We start from the raw sequence: 17,412 nt of genomic DNA, 5'->3' as shown, positions 1-17,412 counted from the left end.
CCGGCGACGGGCCGGCGGTGCGCGTCAGATCCCGCAGTTCGGCGCGGACCAGGTCCGGGTCGACTTGTGCGCCACGTGGGTGTGGTCGTTGTGGTCGGGGTAGCCGGGGCCGAGGATCTCGTTGAAGCCGTGGTTGCGGGCCTGCTGGGCGAGCCGGCACAGCGAGTGCGGCCCGGCGCCGAGGTCGACGGCGTCGCCGTAGAGGTGCCGGCTGGTCGACGACCCGCCGACCGCGTTGTTGCACGCGTAGCTGCGGAACGCACTGGTCACGACGATCTGCTGGTCGCCGAGCGCGTGCCGCATGGCCTGGAGCTTCCACATGGCCACGCGGGCGTTGTACTTGGCCGTGCTGGCCGACACCGCACCACCCGACCAGTCGCTGTTGCAGTCGTTGAGTTCGGCGTAGCTGAAGTTGACCGGGGTGCAGTCGTCGTCCTGCAGGGCGTAGATCTTGTTGAAGGTCTGCGGTCCGGCGATGCCGTCGGCCGAGAGGCCGTACGCCTGCTGGAAGCGCTGCACCGCGGCGCGGGTGGCCGGGCCGTACGCGCCGTCAATGGTGAGGACGGCGCCGTAGCCCGGGTAGCCGGAGACGCGGATCTGCAGCTGCCGGACGTCGTCACCGGACATCCCCTCGGACAGGGTGCGTCCCCAGGTGTAACAGCCGTCGGCGTGTGCCGCGCTGGTGGTGACGGTGACGCCGACCACGGTGCTGACGACGGTCAGTGCCATGGCGGCGAGAAAGGTGCCGATACGTCGGATCACGGGAGTCCTCCATCGACTCATGGAAGTACATGAATGAATGGAAGTTTCAGTGCTGGGTGTTGGATCGTCAACAACTTCCATTTGACGCGTTGCTGAACAGCCGACATTCCGGTCGTGGGAACTGCGCGGGCCTCGCGTGTGTCCCGCGCGGGTTTCGCGGGGGACGGGCGCCGGGTGGCAGCGGGCGGCGTCTCGGCGGCGGTCCGTAGGATCGCCTGCGTGAGTGGGGTGGAACGGCACACGGACAGCGACGGGATGGCCGACGGCCTCGAGCGGCTCTGGACGCCGCACCGGATGACGTACATCTCGGGCGAGGACCGCCCCGCCGAGGGGTACGAGAAGCCGACCGGCTGCCCGTTCTGCCGGGCGCCGCAGCTCCCGCCCGGGGAGAGTCTCGTCGTGGCGCGCGGCGAGCGCGTCTACGCGGTGCTCAACCTCTACCCGTACAACCCGGGCCACCTGCTGGTGTGCCCGTACCGGCACGTGGCCGACTACACCGAGCTGGACGAGCCCGAGACCGCGGAGCTGGCCGCGTTCACCCAGACCGCGATGCGGGTCATCCGCAAGGTCAGCAGCGCCCACGGCTTCAACCTCGGGATGAACCAGGGCGGAGTGGCCGGCGCGGGCATCGCCGCCCACCTGCACCAGCATGTGGTGCCGCGCTGGGGCGGCGACGCCAACTTCATGCCGGTGATCGGGCGGACCAAGGTGCTCCCGCAGCTGCTCGGCGACACCCGCGACCTGTTCGCGAGCGCCTGGCCGTCCTGAGGGCGGAGGCCCGGGTGGCGCTCGCGGGCGTCACGGCTTCCGGGGGTGGCGTGGCGCGGCGTCCGACCCGGTCTCGCGGCGTCGGCATCGCACGGCGGCCGGCGGTGGCGGGGCGTCTCGTCCGACCCGGCCGAGCGGTGTCGGCGTCGGCATCGCACGGCGGCCGGCGGTGGCGGGGCGTCTCGTCCGACCCGGCCGAGCGGTGTCGGCGTCGGCATCGCATGGCGGCCGGCGTCGGTGGATCAGGTCGCGCGCAGCGCCGCGACCAGCTCCGGCCAGCTCGCGACTTGGTGTACGCCGGGCAGCTGCGCGCGGTGCGCCGCGACCTCGGCGGGCCGGCCGCGGAACAGGTAGCGGTGCGGCACCGTCTCCAGGTAGCCGAGCACCTCGAGCCGGTCGTCGACGAAGTGGGTCAGCCCGAGTCGCCGGGCGATGGGCGCCTTCGCCGGGCGGGTGCGGCAGAAGTGCACGCGATCCGCCGGTGCGCCGGTGCGGGTGTGGAAGTCGTGGTGGGCGAGCCACTCGCGGGTCCGCCGCTCGGTGTCCTCGCCGCACTTGCTGACCAGGTGCACCTCGTCCATCTCGGCGCAGAGCGTCGCGAGTGCGTCGAAGGCTCCCGCGACCGCCGGCGTACGCAGGTAGTGGTCGCCGAAGAACGACGTGTCCGCGTCGTCGTCGCTCGGCTCGATGATCACGCCGCCGATGTCCACCCCGAGCCGCCGCATGCGCCGATCATGCCGCACCAACCCCCGTCCCGCGCCACTCCCGCCCCGACCCCGGTGATCATGAAGTTATTGCTCGATTACACGGCGTGTCGCGGCAATAACTTCATGATCACCGGGGTCGGCAGGGCGCGGAAGTCCCGGTGCGGTTTTGTTGCGGTTGAGCGGACTCGAGGTGGCAGGATCGGCCGGTGGTTGTCACGACGCGGACGTTGGGACGCAGCGGCATCGAGGTGAGCGCCCTGGGCATGGGGTGCTGGGCGATCGGTGGTCCGTGGGCTGAGGGGAGCCAGCCCCTGGGCTGGGGCGCCGTGGACGACGACGAGTCCGTGCGGGCCGTCCGGCGTGCGCTCGACCTCGGCGTCACGCTGTTCGACACGGCCGACACGTACGGGGCGGGCCACAGCGAACGGATCATCGGCCGCGCCCTCGCGGGCCGACGGAACGAGGCCGTCATCGCCACCAAGTGGGGCTACACCTTCGACGAGGCGACGCGGCAGGCCACCGGCGAGGACGCCTCACCGGCGTACCTGCGCCGGGCCGTCACCGCCTCGCTGCGCCGGCTGGACACCGACTGGATCGACCTGTACCAGCTGCACCTCGCCGACCTGCCGCTGTCGCGGGCCGAGGCGCTGATCGGCACGCTGGAGGAGTTGGTCGCCGAGGGGCTGATCCGGGCGTACGGCTGGAGCACCGACCGCCCCGACCGGGCCGCCGCGTTCGGCCACGGGGCCCCGGGCGCGACCGCCGTGCAGCACGCGCTGTCCGTGCTGCGCGACGCGCCCGAGCTGCTCGCCGTGTGCGAGAAGTACGACCTGGCCAGCGTCAACCGGGGGCCGCTGGGCATGGGCCTGCTGACCGGCAAGTACACCGCGGACTCCACGCTGCCCCGCGACGACGTACGCGGGCTAGCGCCGGGCTGGCTGGAGTGGTTCCGTGGGGGCCGTCCGGCGCCGGAGTGGCTGCGCCGGGTGGCCGCCGTACGCGAGGCGCTGACCGGCGACGGGCGCACCCTGGCCCAGGGCGCGCTGGGCTGGATCTGGGCGCGCAGCGGGCGGACGATCCCGATCCCCGGGTGCCGGACCGTCGCCCAGGTGGAGGAGAACGCCGCCGCCCTGCGGCGCGGCCCGCTGGGCCCGGACCAGTTCGCCGAGGTCGAACGCCAACTCGCTGCCCTACGCAGCGCGGCGCTGCGCGACGCCGACCACCCGCGCTGGCCCCGCCCCACCGTGCCCGCGACCCACCCCTGACAGCCCCCGCGCCCCTGAGATGTCCCGCCTGCCCCCGCCCAGGAACCGCGCGATCGTTGGCGAAGACCATGTCGAGCAGCCGCCCCTCGCCCAGCCGCGCTCCCGGCCCCGCCCCCGCCCGCGATCATGCAGTTGTGGTGCCCCCCAAACCCGGCGAAAGCGGTGACTCCAGGCACCACAACTGCATGATCGGCGGGGAGGCCCCGCGGGGATCCGGTGCCGGGAAGCCGCTGTCGGAAGCCCACACCCCAGGCCCGCCCACCGTGCCCGAAACACACCCCCCGACAGGAACACGCCCGCACTCCGGCGCCTCTCGCCCGCGATCATGCAGTTGTGGTGCCCCGCAAACCTGGCGAAAGCGGAGAGCTCGGGCACCACAACTGCATGATCGGCGGGGAGGTCGGGCTCGGCGGGGAGGTCGGGCTCGGCGGGGAGGTCTGGCGCGCGGGGGCGGGCGTCGTAGACCCGCGCGGGGGTCAGGTTGCGGTGTGTTCCTTGCGGGCCTGGTCGGCGAGGTGTGGGGGCATCGGGTCGTAGCGGACGAAGGTACGCCGGAAGGTGCCGGTGCCGGCAGTCATCGACCGCAGCTCCACGGCGTAGCGGAGCAGTTCGGTGGCGGGCACCTCGGCGCGGACCAGGGTCCGTCCCTCGCCGTCCGGGTCCGGCTCGGTGCCCAGCACCCGCCCTCGCCGCCCCGACAGGTCGCCCATCACGGCGCCGACCGCGCTGTCCGGTACGCGGATGGTCACCTCGTCGACGGGTTCCAGCAGCGTCGGCTGGCCCTTCTCGGCCGCGTCCCGCAGTGCGAGCGCGCCGGCGGTCTGGAAGGCGGCGTCGGAGGAGTCGACGCTGTGCGCCTTGCCGTCGTAGAGCGTCACCCGCAGGTCCACCACCGGGTATCCGGCGACGAGGCCGCGCTCCATCTGCGCCCGGACGCCCTTCTCGACCGACGGGATGTAGTTGTGCGGCACCGCGCCGCCGACCACCCGGTCGACGAACTCGAAGCCGCCGCCGCGGGGCAGTGGCTCGACCTCGATGTCGCAGACGGCGTACTGGCCGTGGCCGCCGGACTGCTTGACGTGCCGGCCGTGCCCCTTCGCGCCGCTGGTGAACGTCTCCCGCAGCGCCACCCGTACGGGCTCGGTCTCCAGTTCGACGCCGCCGGCGCGCAGCCGGTCCAGCACCACGTCGGCGTGCGCCTCGCCCATGCACCACAGGACCAGCTGGTGGGTCTCGGCGTTGCGTTCCAGTCGCAGGGTCGGGTCGCCGGCCACCAGCCGCGCCAGGTTGCGGGCCAGGGCGTCCTCGTCCGACCGGGACTTCGCCACGATCGCCACGGGCAGCAGCGGCTCGGGCATCTCCCACGGCGCGATGAGCAGCGGTTCGTCCTTGGCGGAGATGGTGTCGCCGGTCTCGGCGCTGCCCGACTTGGTGATCGCGCAGATGTCGCCCGCCACGCACGACGACACCTCGCGCAGGGTCGCGCCGAGCGGGGTGTAGATGTGCCCGACCCGCTCGTCGGCGTCGTGGTCGGGGTGCCCGCGTTCGGCCATGCCGTGCCCGGAGACGTGCACGGTCTGTTCCGGGCTCAGCGTGCCGGAGAAGACGCGGACCAGGGACACCCGCCCCACGTGCCGGTCGATGGTGGTCTTGACCACCTCGGCGACGAGCGGGCCGGCCGGGTCGCAGGTCAGCGGCGGGCGGGGGGAGCCGTCCACCCCGCTGACCGCGGGCAGCTCGTGCTCCAGCGGCGACGGGAACGCGGCGGTGAGCACCTCCAGCAGCGCGTCCAGCCCGACGCCGGTCTCGGCGCAGACCGGCACCACCGGGTAGAAGTGGCCGCGGGCCACGGCCTTCTCCAGGTCGTCGATGAGTACGTCCGTGCCGATCTCCTCGCCACCGAGGTAGCGGTCCATCAGCGACTCGTCCTCGCTCTCGGCGATGATCCCCTCGATCAGCTCGTTGCGGGACTCGGCGATCGCGGGCAGGTGCTCCGGGTCCGGCTCACGGACGTCGGCGGGCAGCCCGTTGCTGTAGTCGAAGACGCGCCGGGTGATGAGGCCGAGCAGGCCGACGGTGGAGACGCCGTCGTCGCCGAGCATCGGCAGGTAGAGCGGGAGTACGTTGTCGCCGAAGACCCGCTGGCACAGCGCCACGGCCTCGTCGAAGTCGGCGCGCGGGTGGTCCAGCCGGGAGACCGCGACGGCCCGGGGCATGTCGACGGCGGCGCACTCCTCCCAGAGCGCGGCGGTGGCCGCGTCCATCCCGTCGGCGGCGGAGACGACGAACAGCGCGGCGTCGGCGGCGCGCAGCCCGGCGCGCAGCTCGCCCACGAAGTCCGCGTAACCGGGGGTGTCCAGAAGGTTGACCTTGATGCCGTCGTGCAGCAGCGGCGCGCAGGCCAGGCTCACCGACCGCTGCTGCCGTACGGCGGCGGGGTCGTGGTCGCACACCGTGGTGCCGTCGGTGACCGTGCCGGCGCGGCCGATCGTGCCGCTGGCCGTGAGCAGCGCCTCGACCAGGGTCGTCTTGCCCACGCCGGAGTGCCCGACGAGCACCACGTTGCGAACCCTGCCGGGCTCGGTCACCACCGGCGCGACGCCGGTGACACCCTTCTCCTGACTTTTCTGCGCCATCGGGCGCACCTCCCTCAGCCGGTGGTGGTGGCGACCGCCGCGCGTGACGGGGTGCGGCCCGGGGCGAGTGCGCGGCGATATCCTCCGGTGGTCTGCTGCACAGCGGGAACTGGACGGTCGGGCGGGTGACCTGGGTCACCTTCCTGACCCGATCTCACACCCGTTGCCGGGCGGGCACAAGCCTCCGCGGCGGCCGTGCCCTGACCGGCCGTATCGCCGCACCTCGGTGGACCGTTATCGTGGGACCGCCATGGCGAAGATCTTCCAAGTGTCGGCCCGCGCGGGGATGACCCGCGTCGTCGAGCCGCTCGCACGCGGCCTGCTCCGGGCGGGCGTCACCCCCAACGCGGTCACCGTGACCGGCACCGTCGGCGTGCTGGTCGGCGCGCTCGGCTTCGGCGCCCGCGGTCACCTGGTCGCCGGCGCGCTGATCGTCACGGTCTTCGCGCTCACCGACCTCCTCGACGGCACGATGGCCCGGATGAGCGGCGGCTCCACCCGGTTCGGCGCGTTCCTCGACTCGAGCATGGACCGGATCGCCGACAGCGCCGTGTTCGGCGCGGTCGCGTACTGGCTGGCCACCCAGGGTGAGCACGCCGGCGTGGCCGCGGCGCTGCTCTGTCTGGCCGCCGGCAGCGTGGTCTCGTACGTGAAGGCCCGCGCCGAGGGCCTCGGCATGACCGCCAACGTGGGCATCGCCGAACGCACCGAGCGGCTGCTGATCGTGGGGGTCGGCGGCCTGCTCACCGGCCTGGGCGTCGACCCGGCCCTGCAGATCGCGCTCTGGCTGCTCGCGGCCGTGTCGATCTTCACGGTCGGGCAGCGCATGACGCACGTCTACCGGCAGGCGCGGCAGGTCCCCACACCGGGCGGAAACGGGTGAATCTCACCGAGCTCGGCTACGTCGCCGGCTGGCGGGTGGTGCGCGCGCTGCCGCGGCCCGTCGTGGCCGCGGCGTTCCGGGCCGGTGCGGATCGCGTCCACCGGCGAGGCGGCGGCGCCACGGACCGGCTGCGGGCGAACCTGCGCCGGGTGGTCGGGCCCGACATGCCGGACGCCGAGCTGGACGACCTCGTCCGTCGGGGCCTGCGCTCGTACGCCCGGTACTGGATGGAGGCGTTCCGACTGCCCTCGCTCAGCCGCGAGCAGATCCTCGCCACCTTCCGGCTCGACGGCGAGGAGGAGCTGGCGGCGGCCGTGGCGTCCGGCCGGGGCGCGGTGATCGCGCTTCCGCACGCCGGCAACTGGGACGCCGCGGGGGCGTGGGTGGCCGCCAACGGCTGGCCGATCACCACGGTCGCCGAGCGGCTGCCGGAGGGCATGTTCGAGCGTTTCGTCGCCTTCCGGGAGGGTCTCGGCATGGAGATCCTGCCCAACCGCGGCGGCCCACGGCCAGCGTTCGACGTGCTCGTCGACCGGCTGCGGGCCGGTGCCGTGGTGCCGTTGCTGGCCGACCGGGATCTCTCCGCCCGCGGTGTCGAGGTGGACTTCTTCGGCTCCCGGACCCGGATGCCGGCCGGGCCGGCCCTGCTGGCCCTGCGCACCCGCGCGCCCCTCTACGTGGCCTCCCTGTGGTTCGAACCGGACCGGGCGTGCGCGGCCATCGAGGGCCCGCTGCCGGTGCCTGGCCCCGACGAGGGGCCGCTCGACCAGCGCGTCCGGGCGCTCACCCAGCGGATCGCCGACGAGCTGGCGGTGGGCGTCGCCCGGCACCCGGAGGACTGGCACATGCTGCAACGGATGTGGCTCGACCAGCGCCGCACCACGAACGCGGACAGAGGGCGATGACGTGCGGATCGGCATCGTGTGCCCGTACTCCTTCGACGTCCCGGGCGGGGTGCAGAACCACGTCATGGACCTCGCCGAGGCGCTGATCGCGCTCGGCCACGAGGTCAGCGTGCTCGCCCCGGCCGACGAGGACTCCCCGCTGCCGCCGTACGTGGTGCCGGCCGGCCGGGCCGTCCCCCTTCCGTACAACGGCTCGGTGGCGCGCATCGCGTTCGGGCCCGTCTCCACCGCGCGGGTCCGCCGGTGGATCACCCGCGGCGACTTCGACGTGCTGCACGTCCACGAGCCGCTGACGCTGAGCCTGTCCCTGCTCGCCGTCCTGTCCGCGCGCGGGCCGGTGGTCGCCACCTTCCACACCGCCATCACCCGGTCCCGGGCCCTGGCCGCCGCCCAGGGCGTGCTCCAGATCGTGCTGGAACGCATCACCGCCCGGATCGCGGTGAGCGCGCTGGCCCGCAAGGTGCAGGTCGAGCACCTGGACGGCGGCGCCGTCGAGATCCCGAACGGGGTGGCGGTCGCCAAGTTCGCCGACGCCGAGCCGCTGCCCGGCTGGCCCGGGGAGTGCGGCCCGGGCACCGGCGGAACCCTCGGTTTCCTGGGCCGGTTCACCGAGCCCCGCAAGGGTTTCCCGGTGCTCCGCGACGCGTTCGTCGCGCTGGCGCCGCGCCGCCCCGGGCTGCGGCTGCTCGTGGCCGGGCCCGGCGAGCCGGACGAGTTGTTCGACCAGTTCCCGGCCGCGCTGCGCGACCGGGTCACCTTCCTGGGCCTCGTGTCCGAGCCGGACAAGGCGCGCATGCTGCGCAGCGTCCACCTCTACGTGGCGCCCAACACCGGCGGCGAGTCGTTCGGCATGATCCTCACCGAGGCGCTGGCCGCCGGTACCACCGTGGTCGCGAGCGACCTCGACGCGTTCCGCCGCGTGCTCGACGGCGGTCGGGCGGGGCGGCTCTTCCCCACAGGGAACGCGGCGGCGCTGGGCGACGCGCTGGTCGAGCTGCTCGACGACGCGCCCGCGCGCGCCGTGCTGACCGCCAGCGGCGACCAGGTGGTGGCGAGCTTCGACTGGCCGGTGGTCGCGCGGCGGGTGCTCGAGGTGTACGCGGCGGCGATCGAGGCCACCGACGGGCGGGTCATCGACGAGGAGTGGGTGGGGCTGGGCTGAACCGGCGCCCGCCCACCGGCGGGTGCGGGACGAGGGCCACGAGGCATCGACGTGAGCGAGCGCGCGTCGGCCGGGCCCCGCGGGACGGGAACGGAGCAGCACTACGATGCCGGGCATGTGGTGGGCGGTGGGCGCGGCCGTGGCCGTCGGGCTGGTCTCGGCGTACCTCGTCTGGACCGCCGGCCGGGTGCAGCGGCTGCAGGACCGCGCGGAGCTCGCGGCCCGCGCGCTCGACGCGCACCTGCTGCGGCGCGCGGCGGCCGCCGCCGTGCTGGCCGAGCGCCGCTACGGCGTCGAGCTGTACGCGGCGGCGCGGATCGCGCTCGACGCCCGCCCGGACGAGCGCGAGGCCGCCGAGAACGACCTGACCCGGCAGCTGCGCGCCGTGCAGCTGGACCCGACCGACCCGGACTGCGAGGCGGTCATCGCGGCCAGCCGCCGGCTCGCGCTGGCCCGGCAGGTGCACACCGACCTGGTGCGGGACGCGCGGGCGGCGCGCGGCCGTCCGCTGGTACGCCTGCTGCGGATGGGGCGGGGCCGGGAGTGGCCCCGCTACTTCGACATCGACGATCCCACCCTGAGCGCACCGGCGGACGTGCCCACCGGCTGAGTACGCCGCGCTCGCCGCCGGACCGGACCGCCTGAGCTGGTGGGACGCCCCGGCTGACGACGGGTGACCCCTCCGCGCCCCATGCCTGAGGCAGCTCGACAGCGCCTACACGACTGGGTCACCGCCCGAGGTGATCGACTCCGGTTCCCGGAAGTCGCGGTGTTCCGCGCGTCCCGATAGCGCGATTTCGGCGATCTGGTGTCGATCACGTCCGGCGTCCGGTTCCGGCCCTGATGGGCGCCCCCGGGCGCGGGCCGTCCAGGGACGCGGTGACGGCCCGCACAGTCCAGGCCACCGGGGGTCTGATTGGCTGTCGGAACGGCGTTGCAGCGGACGTAGCATTTCGCCGTCACCTCCCGAGCACGCCTGAGGAGCGATGTCCCGTGCCCGAAACCGCCTCCGAGACCAGCAGCACCAGCCCGGTCGTCGGCACCGCGCGCGTCAAGCGCGGCATGGCCGAGATGCTCAAGGGCGGCGTGATCATGGACGTGGTCACCCCCGAACAGGCCAAGATCGCCGAGGACGCCGGCGCGGTCGCCGTCATGGCGCTGGAGCGCGTCCCCGCGGACATCCGCGCCCAGGGCGGCGTGTCCCGGATGAGCGACCCGGACATGATCGACGGCATCATCAACGCGGTCTCCATCCCGGTGATGGCCAAGGCCCGCATCGGCCACTTCGTGGAGGCGCAGATCCTCCAGTCGCTCGGCGTCGACTACGTCGACGAGTCCGAGGTGCTCACCCCCGCCGACTACGAGAACCACATCGACAAGTGGGCGTTCACGGTCCCGTTCGTGTGCGGCGCCACCAACCTGGGTGAGGCGCTGCGCCGGATCACCGAGGGCGCGGCCATGATCCGCTCCAAGGGCGAGGCCGGCACGGGCGACGTCTCCAACGCGACCACCCACATGCGGAAGATCCGCCAGGAGATCCGCCGGCTCCAGTCGCTGCCCACCGACGAGCTGTACGTCGCGGCCAAGGAGCTCCAGGCGCCGTACGAGCTGGTCCGGGAGGTCGCCGAGACCGGGAAGCTGCCGGTGGTGCTCTTCACCGCCGGCGGGATCGCCACCCCGGCCGACGCCGCCATGATGATGCAGCTTGGCGCCGAGGGCGTGTTCGTCGGCTCCGGCATCTTCAAGTCCGGCAACCCGGCCCAGCGCGCCGCCGCGATCGTCAAGGCGACGACGTTCCACGACGACCCGGACGTGCTCGCGAAGGTCTCGCGGGGCCTCGGCGAGGCGATGGTCGGCATCAACGTCGACGAGATTCCGCAGCCGCACCGCCTGGCCGAGCGCGGCTGGTGACCGCGGCCACGCCGGCCGGGACCGGGGAGGGACGGACGTGACCAGCGGGACGCCAGTGATCGGGGTGCTCGCCCTCCAGGGCGACGTGCGCGAGCACGTCGCGGCCCTGGCAGCCGCGGGGGCGGACGCCCGCCCGGTCCGGCGTACGCGGGAACTGGACGCCGTCGACGGCCTGGTCATCCCGGGCGGGGAGTCCACGACGATCAGCAAGCTGGTCGACATCTTCGAGCTGCGCGAGCCGATCGACAAGCGGATCGCCGGCGGGATGCCGGTCTACGGCTCCTGCGCCGGCATGATCATGCTGGCCACCGAGGTGCTCGACGGGCGCCCCGACCAGCGCGGGTTCGACGGCATCGCGATGACCGTCCGGCGCAACGCGTTCGGCCGCCAGGTCGACTCGTTCGAGGCTCCCGTGTCGATCACCGGCGTGGAGGGGGAGCCGTTCCACGCGGTGTTCATCCGGGCGCCCTGGGTCGAGCGGGTCGGCGACGGCGTCGAGGTGCTGGGCCAGGTCGGCGACGGCCCGGCAGCCGGGCGGATCGTGGCGGTGCGGCAGGGCAACCTGCTGGCCACCTCGTTCCACCCGGAGCTGACCGGCGACCGCCGGCTGCACGCCTACTTCGTGGACCTGGTCCGCTCCGCCACCTGACGGCTCAAGGCCACACGGGTGAATTCCCCGGGGCGGCGGGGCATGTTTTCCGGCCGGCGGGCGTTGTCTCCAGGGTGCGCCCGGAAGCCCGGCGCGGTCCCCGGCGGTGACCGGGTGTGACATGTCGGGGCGCGGGCTCGGTAGGATTGCCGCGGTTCGGCAGGACCATCGCCCGCGTGGCGTTTCCCGCGGGAGCCGACCGGCCGCCGGATCGCTGGATACGGCAACGACCGCCGCATGTGGCAGAGATCGGCGTGGCAGTCGACGCAGGCGTGGGAACGACAGACGGAGGTAGCAGATGTCCGGCCACTCAAAGTGGGCGACCACCAAGCACAAGAAGGCCGTCATCGACGCCAAGCGCGGCAAGATGTTCGCCAAGCTGATCAAGAACGTCGAGGTGGCGGCCCGGACCGGCGGCGGTGACCCGGCGGGCAACCCGACCCTCTACGACGCCATCCAGAAGGCGAAGAAGAACTCGGTCCCCAACGACAACATCGACCGCGCGGTCAAGCGGGGCTCCGGCCTGGAGGCCGGCGGCGCCGACTACCAGACGATCATGTACGAGGGGTACGGCCCGAACGGCGTCGCCCTGCTCATCGAGTGCCTCACAGACAACCGCAACCGCGCCGCGACCGAGGTGCGGACGGCGCTGACCCGCAACGGCGGCTCGTTCGCCGACGCCGGCTCGGTGTCGTACATGTTCTCCCGCAAGGGCGTGGTGATCGTCCCCAAGACGGGGACCACCGAGGACGACGTCATGATGGCCGTCCTCGACGCGGGCGCCGAGGAGGTCAACGACCTCGGTGAGGCGTTCGAGGTGGTCTCGGAGCCGACCGACCTGATCGCGGTGCGCACCGCCCTGCAGGACGCCGGCATCGAGTACGAGTCGGCCGAGTCCTCGCTGATCCCGAGCGTCAACGTCCCGCTGGACGAGGAGGGCGCTCGCAAGATCTTCAAGCTGATCGACGTCCTGGAGGACTGCGACGACGTGCAGAACGTCTACGCGAACTTCGACGTCAGCGACGAGGTGATGGCCGCGGTCGGCTGACCGCGGCCGGTCGTACCCCGCCCACCGTCGGCTCCCGGTGCTCCCACCGGGGGCCGACAGTCGTCTCAGGCGGGTCCGCCGGCCAGGCTCGGGAACGGGTAGTCGAGATCGAACGGCTCGTTCGTCCGCAGGTCGCGGTAGACCCACTGCCGCGGGCCCACCTGCTCCGCCGTCGATCCCCGGGTCCAGCCGCGCGCCTCGCCGTACGTCACGGCAACCCCACCGAAGTTGTCGCCGAACCAGAGTTCCAGGCGGTGCCGGTCCGGCCCGACGTCCCGCTGCTGGACGTCCTGCACCACCATGCCGCCCGGCCCGCTGCCCTGGTAGGACTCCCGGAAGCGCTGGTAGGGCGCGAGGTCGCCGGGGAGCCGTTCGAACTCGGCGGCCGAGAGGACGAACGCCGCGAACTCGCGGATGCTGCCGGGTGACTTGAACGGGTATTCGGTGACCAGTGTGAAGGTGGCCCGTTCCGGCTCGTAGACGTAGGAGAAGACGAGGGCCTCCATGATGTGGCCGAGTGCCGCTCCGGGGTCCCGCATCGGTTCCACGCTCTCTCCTTACGGATAAGGGCCTTCGTAGACGATGTGTGTCTTCTCGGCGAACAGCGGATCGTCCCTGTCCACGATCTGGCCGTCCTGATCGAGGAAGAGGTTATCCGCCGGGCTGTCGCCCGACTGGGACGACTGCCACCGGAGGTAGCCGTTGGCCTGGCGGCTCCACTGGCTGTTGCTCGGGTTGTCGCCGGTCGGGCGCATGAAGCGCAGCCGCTCGACACCGTTCTCGTCCTTCCAGATGAAGCCCTCGTTGTTGCGGGTCGGCGTCTCCGTCCAGTTCCGGGGGCGTTGCTTCCGCAGGGAGCCGATGGAGATTCCGCGCAGGGACCGGACGGGGAAGGGCGTGGCGCCGGGGTGGCGCAGCCGGTTGCGGGGCAGGTTGAGGTTGGTGAGGTCCTGGCCCGGGCGGAGCAGGTCGCCGATCGGGCCGAAGACACCCCGGGCGAAGCCGCCGCGGCCCTGGCGGCGGAGCCGGCGCAGCTTCCCCTTACCCATTGAGCACCGCGTCCACGGCGAGGCCGAGCAACTGGTCGATCACCAGGGAGGTGATCATCTTGAAGATCGGGATCTCGGCCAGCGACGCGCCGAACGTCGGCCCGGCGGTGGCGATCGCCTGCGCGATCTGGATCGCCAGCAGGACCAGTTGCACGATCACATTGATCTTGAGGACGAGGACGACCCCGGCGGTCAGGAACAGTCCCACCGCGACGCCCTGCGCGGCGGTGACGCCGTCGGAGAGGTTCGCGACCGGCGCCTCCGGCCCGCTCCACCGCTGCTGGAACGCGTCGATCGCCTGGCCCGAGTTGCCGTTCCAGACGGACTGGCCGGCCTGCTGCGCCCCGGCGCCGGCCGCCTGCACCGTACCCGCCAGTTCCAGCCAGTGCTGGCCCAGCTCGAAGAGCTTCTGCTCGTCGGCCTCGGGCCAGGTGTAGCCGAGCATGCCGAGCAGGGCGACGAGCTCACCGGGAAGCTGGAGGCCCATGGTCACCCGCCGAGTGCTGCGCCGATACGCCGTAGGGCCGCCTCGGCCTGCTGATCGACCGCCTCGAAGGTGTCGGCCATCGTGTGCAGACCCTCGGCGAACTGCCCCAGCACCTCGCCGTTGCCCTCGAAACAGCTCATGGCGAGGTCGTGGATGCCGAGGTAGAGCTCACCGATGAGGGTGCCCAGGTCGTCGCCGCCCCACGGCTGACCGAGAGCCTGCACGGTGCTCTCGAACTGCTCCAGGGCGTCGGCCAGCTGATCCACCGTCTGGTCGAGGAACGCCGCGCTGGCCCGCAGTGACGCGGGATCGACCTGGAAACCGGACATCGTCACGCTCGCCTCCGTACGCCTGGCCGGGGGGCTTGCGGGATGGATGCTAATGGATGCGTCCGCGCCGGACAGCCCCGCTCGCCGCTTCTGTCGGACGTACGACGCACGACGCGCGCCGGCGGGGCGCACACTCCCGTCGGTAGGTTGGGGGAGTGGATCAGCGGGGTGGTGCCGGGCAGAGCGGTGGACCGGCCGGCGGGCGTCGGTTCGCGCCGGGCGACGTGGTCGTCCGGCGCGAGATCCTTCTCGGCGAGGTCTGGTTCGGCTGCCCGACGATCTGCGTCGAGGATTCGCCCGACCTGCTGGCCCTGTACCTGCCGCCGGGCGCCGAGTTCGGCTTCCCCGACGCCGGCACGTTCCCGGCGGGACGGCACCCGTGGCAGACCGCCGGGCACCGCGCGTGGAGCGGGCACGGCAAGCTGATGCTGCACCGCCCCGGCGAGGCGCACTCGGTGGACGTCTTCTGGGCGGGGCCGGACCGCGCCTTCGCGGGCTGGTACTTCAACCTCCAGGACCCGCTCCGGCGTACGCCGATCGGGGTGGACACCCTCGACCACGAGTTGGACCTGTGGTGGGCCGCGGACGCCGAGCGGTACGTCTGGAAGGACGTGGAGATGTTCGCGCAGCGTCTCGCGGAGGGACGCTACCCGGGGATGGCCGACGCGATCCGCGCCGAGGGCGACCGGATCGCCGGGCTCCTGGACGCCGGGCGGCGCTGGTGGGACGAGCGGTGGGCCGCGTGGCGGCCCGACCCGGGCTGGCCGGCGCCCCGGCTGCCCGCCGGCTGGGACACCGTCCCCTGTTGACCGTCGGGCCGGGCCACACCCGTGCGGGCGTCGGCCCGGCCCGCCCCCGTCCGGCCGTGCCGGTGGCTCAGGCCACCGTCTCCCGCGACCGCCATGCCGTGCCGATCGACGTGCGGCCGTTCGTCCGCAGCAGCGCACCCTCGTACACACGGACCCCGGCGAGCAGGAACGCGACGGCCGAGGCCAGCAGCAGGACCAGCGCCACCACCGGCTCCCAGCCGGCCGCGTCGCCGGTGAACAGCCGCAGCGGCATCGCGGTCGGCGCGGAGAACGGCACGTAGGACAGCACCCGCATGGCCGTCGGGTTGTCGTGCAGGAAGATCACCGCGAAGAACGGCAGCATCACGGTGAGCTGGACCGGCATCGACACACCACCGATGTCCTCCATCCGGTTGACCAGCGCGCCGGCCGCCGCCCACATGGCCGCGATCAGCACGAAGCCCAGCAGGAAGAACGGCAGGAACCAGCCGATCGCCGGTGCGAGCAGGGAGAGCAGCCCGCCGTCGCCGCCGAACGCCATGCCGACGAGCGCCACCAGCGCCACCAGGGCGATCTGGCCGAGGGCGAGCAGGGTGCCGGCCACGAGTTTGCCGGCGAGCAGCGCCCGGACGGGCACCGCGGCGACCAGGATCTCCACGATGCGGGTCTGCTTCTCCTCGATGATGCTCTGCGCGATCTGCACGCCGAAGCCCTGCGACGTGACGAAGAAGATGAACGCGAACGCGAACGGCACGAGGAAGGCCACCGCCGGGTCCACCGCGTCCGGGTCGAGCAGCCGGACGGGCGGCCGGGTGCTCAGCGCCCCCACCACGTCGTCCGGCGCCTCGTCCAGGGCCAGCACGGTCGGGCCGGCGACCACCGCGGCGTCCACGTCACCGTCCTGCACGGCCCGTTCGGCGGCCCGGTCGTCGGGCACGACCCGCACCTCCAGTCCGGCGGAGCGCAGCGGGCCGGCGGCCTGCTCGGTCACGGCCACGGTGGACGGTCCGCCCGCGAACACGGCCGGCAGGATGGTCGCCGCCGCGGCGAGCAGCAGGAAGAACACGGTGCTGATGAGGAACGTCCTGTCGCGCAGCTTGACCCGGATCTCCCGGGCGGCGACCAGGCGGGTGGCCTGCATGGTGTTCACTGGGCGACCTCTCGGAAGATCTCGGTGAGGGACGGGCTGACCGGGCGGAACGCGCGCACCGGGCCGCGGGCGAGCGCCGCGTGCAGCACCGGCTGCTCGTCGGCGTCCGGCGCGAGGTCGAACACGGCGCGCGCGCCGTCGAGGTCGACCAGCGTCACCCCCGGCTGGTCCCGCAGCCAGCCGGCGTCGGTCTCCACCACCAGCTCGAAGCGGGGCGAGGTGTACGTCCGGCGCAGCTGCTCGCGGCCACCGGCGGCCCGGATCACCCCGTCCGAGATGATCACCAGGTCGTCGCAGAGCCGTTCCACCACGTCGAGCTGGTGGCTGGAGAAGAGCACGGGGACACCCGCGGCGGCCCGCTCGCGCAGCACGCCGACGACGGTGTCGACGGCCAGCGGGTCGAGGCCGGAGAACGGCTCGTCCAGCACCAGCACGTCGGGCTCGTGCACCAGCGCCGCGGCGATCTGCGCCCGCTGCTGGTTGCCCAGCGAGAGAGTCTCCAGCAGGTCGTCGCCGCGCTCGGCGAGACCGACCCGCTCCAGCAGCGCGTCCGTGGCCTGCCGGGCCGCCGCGGCGGTCATCCCGTGCAGCCGGCCCAGGTAGGTCACCTGCTCGCGGACGCTCATCTTGGGGTAGAGGCCGCGTTCCTCCGGCATGTAGCCGAAGCGCTGGCGGGCCTCCCGGGTCAGCGGCGCACCCCGCCAGGTCACCCGGCCGGCGTCGGCGGCGAGGACGCCCAGGATGATCCGCATGGTGGTGGTCTTGCCGGCCCCGTTGCCGCCCACGAAGCCGGTCATCCGGCCGGCTACCACGTCGAAGGACACGTTCTTGAGCGCCTGGCGGTCGCCGAAGCTACGGTCGACGCCGTCGAGGCGGAGCACATCGGTCACGGCGATCACGCTAGATCGCCGAT

Annotated in this window: 19 protein-coding genes; 10 read left to right on the top strand and 9 right to left on the bottom strand. The window is 73.0% G+C overall.

The window, feature by feature from the left end; all coding sequences use genetic code 11:
- Positions 1-24: 24 nt before the first annotated feature.
- Positions 25-762, bottom strand: coding sequence for a D-Ala-D-Ala carboxypeptidase family metallohydrolase (locus tag D7193_RS00900; RefSeq protein WP_241562770.1), 738 nt, complete (start codon positions 760-762; stop codon positions 25-27).
- Positions 763-1,017: 255 nt separating this feature from the next.
- Between D7193_RS00900 and D7193_RS00895 the strand changes: the two genes are divergently transcribed.
- On the top strand, positions 1,018-1,530 hold the full coding sequence (locus tag D7193_RS00895) for an HIT family protein (RefSeq protein WP_174242580.1): 513 nt from the start codon (positions 1,018-1,020) through the stop codon (positions 1,528-1,530).
- A 242-nt stretch (positions 1,531-1,772) separates the two neighbouring features.
- Here the strand turns inward: D7193_RS00895 and D7193_RS00890 are convergent, their stop codons facing one another.
- Entirely contained in the window at positions 1,773-2,255 is a 483-nt protein-coding gene (locus tag D7193_RS00890) for a hypothetical protein (RefSeq protein WP_120777477.1), read from the bottom strand.
- A gap of 188 nt (positions 2,256-2,443) precedes the next feature.
- Here D7193_RS00890 and D7193_RS00885 point away from each other — a divergent pair, with 188 nt between their 5' ends.
- Positions 2,444-3,502, top strand: a complete 1,059-nt coding sequence (locus tag D7193_RS00885) for an aldo/keto reductase (protein WP_120777476.1) — start codon at positions 2,444-2,446, stop codon at positions 3,500-3,502.
- 476 nt (positions 3,503-3,978) lie between these two features.
- Here the strand turns inward: D7193_RS00885 and D7193_RS00880 are convergent, their stop codons facing one another.
- Positions 3,979-6,138, bottom strand: a complete 2,160-nt coding sequence (locus D7193_RS00880; protein WP_120777475.1) for an elongation factor G-like protein EF-G2 — start codon at positions 6,136-6,138, stop codon at positions 3,979-3,981.
- A 250-nt stretch (positions 6,139-6,388) separates the two neighbouring features.
- On the opposite strand from D7193_RS00880, the gene pgsA reads away from it, so the two are divergent.
- From pgsA to D7193_RS00845, 7 genes are all read left to right on the top strand, one after another.
- Positions 6,389-7,021, top strand: a complete 633-nt coding sequence (pgsA, locus tag D7193_RS00875) for a phosphatidylinositol phosphate synthase (protein ID WP_120777474.1) — start codon at positions 6,389-6,391, stop codon at positions 7,019-7,021.
- A complete protein-coding gene (locus D7193_RS00870; RefSeq protein WP_120777473.1) occupies positions 7,018-7,926 on the top strand; it encodes a phosphatidylinositol mannoside acyltransferase in 909 nt (302 codons plus the stop codon). The genes pgsA and D7193_RS00870 overlap by 4 nt, the downstream gene beginning before the upstream one ends.
- Before the next feature lies 1 nt (position 7,927).
- Positions 7,928-9,088, top strand: coding sequence for a glycosyltransferase family 4 protein (locus D7193_RS00865; protein ID WP_120777472.1), 1,161 nt, complete (start codon positions 7,928-7,930; stop codon positions 9,086-9,088).
- A 106-nt stretch (positions 9,089-9,194) separates the two neighbouring features.
- Positions 9,195-9,698 carry a hypothetical protein gene (locus D7193_RS00860; RefSeq protein WP_120777471.1) on the top strand — a complete coding sequence of 168 codons (504 nt, stop codon included), beginning with the start codon at positions 9,195-9,197 and terminating at the stop codon, positions 9,696-9,698.
- Between the two features lie 383 nt (positions 9,699-10,081).
- Complete coding sequence (gene pdxS / locus D7193_RS00855) at positions 10,082-10,999, top strand: pyridoxal 5'-phosphate synthase lyase subunit PdxS (protein ID WP_120777470.1); 918 nt, start codon at positions 10,082-10,084, stop codon at positions 10,997-10,999.
- 37 nt (positions 11,000-11,036) lie between these two features.
- Positions 11,037-11,648, top strand: a complete 612-nt coding sequence (gene pdxT / locus D7193_RS00850; RefSeq protein ID WP_120777469.1) for a pyridoxal 5'-phosphate synthase glutaminase subunit PdxT — start codon at positions 11,037-11,039, stop codon at positions 11,646-11,648.
- A 298-nt stretch (positions 11,649-11,946) separates the two neighbouring features.
- On the top strand, positions 11,947-12,696 hold the full coding sequence (locus D7193_RS00845; RefSeq protein ID WP_120777468.1) for a YebC/PmpR family DNA-binding transcriptional regulator: 750 nt from the start codon (positions 11,947-11,949) through the stop codon (positions 12,694-12,696).
- 65 nt (positions 12,697-12,761) lie between these two features.
- Here the strand turns inward: D7193_RS00845 and D7193_RS00840 are convergent, their stop codons facing one another.
- Genes D7193_RS00840 through D7193_RS00825 form a run of 4 tightly spaced genes read right to left on the bottom strand, consistent with a single transcriptional unit; the run spans position 12,762 to position 14,567 of the window.
- Complete coding sequence (locus D7193_RS00840) at positions 12,762-13,244, bottom strand: hypothetical protein (RefSeq protein WP_120777467.1); 483 nt, start codon at positions 13,242-13,244, stop codon at positions 12,762-12,764.
- A gap of 9 nt (positions 13,245-13,253) precedes the next feature.
- Positions 13,254-13,745 (bottom strand): hypothetical protein, encoded by a 492-nt coding sequence (locus tag D7193_RS00835; protein WP_120777466.1) that lies wholly within the window; start codon positions 13,743-13,745, stop codon positions 13,254-13,256.
- Complete coding sequence (locus tag D7193_RS00830) at positions 13,738-14,232, bottom strand: WXG100-like domain-containing protein (protein WP_120777465.1); 495 nt, start codon at positions 14,230-14,232, stop codon at positions 13,738-13,740. The genes D7193_RS00835 and D7193_RS00830 overlap by 8 nt, the downstream gene beginning before the upstream one ends.
- A 2-nt stretch (positions 14,233-14,234) precedes the next feature.
- Entirely contained in the window at positions 14,235-14,567 is a 333-nt protein-coding gene (locus D7193_RS00825) for a WXG100 family type VII secretion target (protein ID WP_120777464.1), read from the bottom strand.
- Positions 14,568-14,716: 149 nt separating this feature from the next.
- Here D7193_RS00825 and D7193_RS00820 point away from each other — a divergent pair, with 149 nt between their 5' ends.
- Positions 14,717-15,370: a ribonuclease FAU-1 family protein gene (locus tag D7193_RS00820; RefSeq protein WP_241562769.1), complete on the top strand. Its 654-nt coding sequence runs from the start codon at positions 14,717-14,719 to the stop codon at positions 15,368-15,370.
- Positions 15,371-15,437: 67 nt separating this feature from the next.
- On the opposite strand, the gene D7193_RS00815 is transcribed toward D7193_RS00820, so the two are convergent.
- Together D7193_RS00815 and D7193_RS00810 are read right to left on the bottom strand one after the other, a co-directional pair.
- The gene (locus D7193_RS00815; protein WP_120777463.1) at positions 15,438-16,499 is read right to left on the bottom strand and encodes an ABC transporter permease; all 1,062 of its coding nucleotides are present in this window, start codon (positions 16,497-16,499) and stop codon (positions 15,438-15,440) included.
- Positions 16,496-17,389 (bottom strand): ABC transporter ATP-binding protein, encoded by an 894-nt coding sequence (locus tag D7193_RS00810; RefSeq protein WP_120779150.1) that lies wholly within the window; start codon positions 17,387-17,389, stop codon positions 16,496-16,498. The genes D7193_RS00815 and D7193_RS00810 overlap by 4 nt, the downstream gene beginning before the upstream one ends.
- Positions 17,390-17,412: the final 23 nt, after the last annotated feature.

Origin of the sequence: Micromonospora costi (assembly GCF_003626655.1) — a bacterium.
Lineage (GTDB): Bacteria > Actinomycetota > Actinomycetes > Mycobacteriales > Micromonosporaceae > Micromonospora > Micromonospora costi.
Note: the sequence above shows the minus strand (reverse complement) of the source record. Positions and strands in the feature narration are given on the sequence as shown.

Bases quoted from the DNA above. Each gene is read 5' to 3' on its own strand.
- pgsA (WP_120777474.1), top strand. From the start codon at position 6,389: ATGGCGAAGATCTTCCAAGTGTCGGCCCGCGCGGGGATGACCCGCGTC.
- D7193_RS00880 (WP_120777475.1), bottom strand. From the start codon at position 6,138: ATGGCGCAGAAAAGTCAGGAGAAGGGTGTCACCGGCGTCGCGCCGGTG.
- D7193_RS00895 (WP_174242580.1), top strand. From the start codon at position 1,018: ATGGCCGACGGCCTCGAGCGGCTCTGGACGCCGCACCGGATGACGTAC.
- D7193_RS00835 (WP_120777466.1), bottom strand. From the start codon at position 13,745: ATGGGTAAGGGGAAGCTGCGCCGGCTCCGCCGCCAGGGCCGCGGCGGC.
- D7193_RS00845 (WP_120777468.1), top strand. From the start codon at position 11,947: ATGTCCGGCCACTCAAAGTGGGCGACCACCAAGCACAAGAAGGCCGTC.
- D7193_RS00860 (WP_120777471.1), top strand. From the start codon at position 9,195: ATGCCGGGCATGTGGTGGGCGGTGGGCGCGGCCGTGGCCGTCGGGCTG.
- D7193_RS00830 (WP_120777465.1), bottom strand. From the start codon at position 14,232: ATGGGCCTCCAGCTTCCCGGTGAGCTCGTCGCCCTGCTCGGCATGCTC.
- D7193_RS00890 (WP_120777477.1), bottom strand. From the start codon at position 2,255: ATGCGGCGGCTCGGGGTGGACATCGGCGGCGTGATCATCGAGCCGAGC.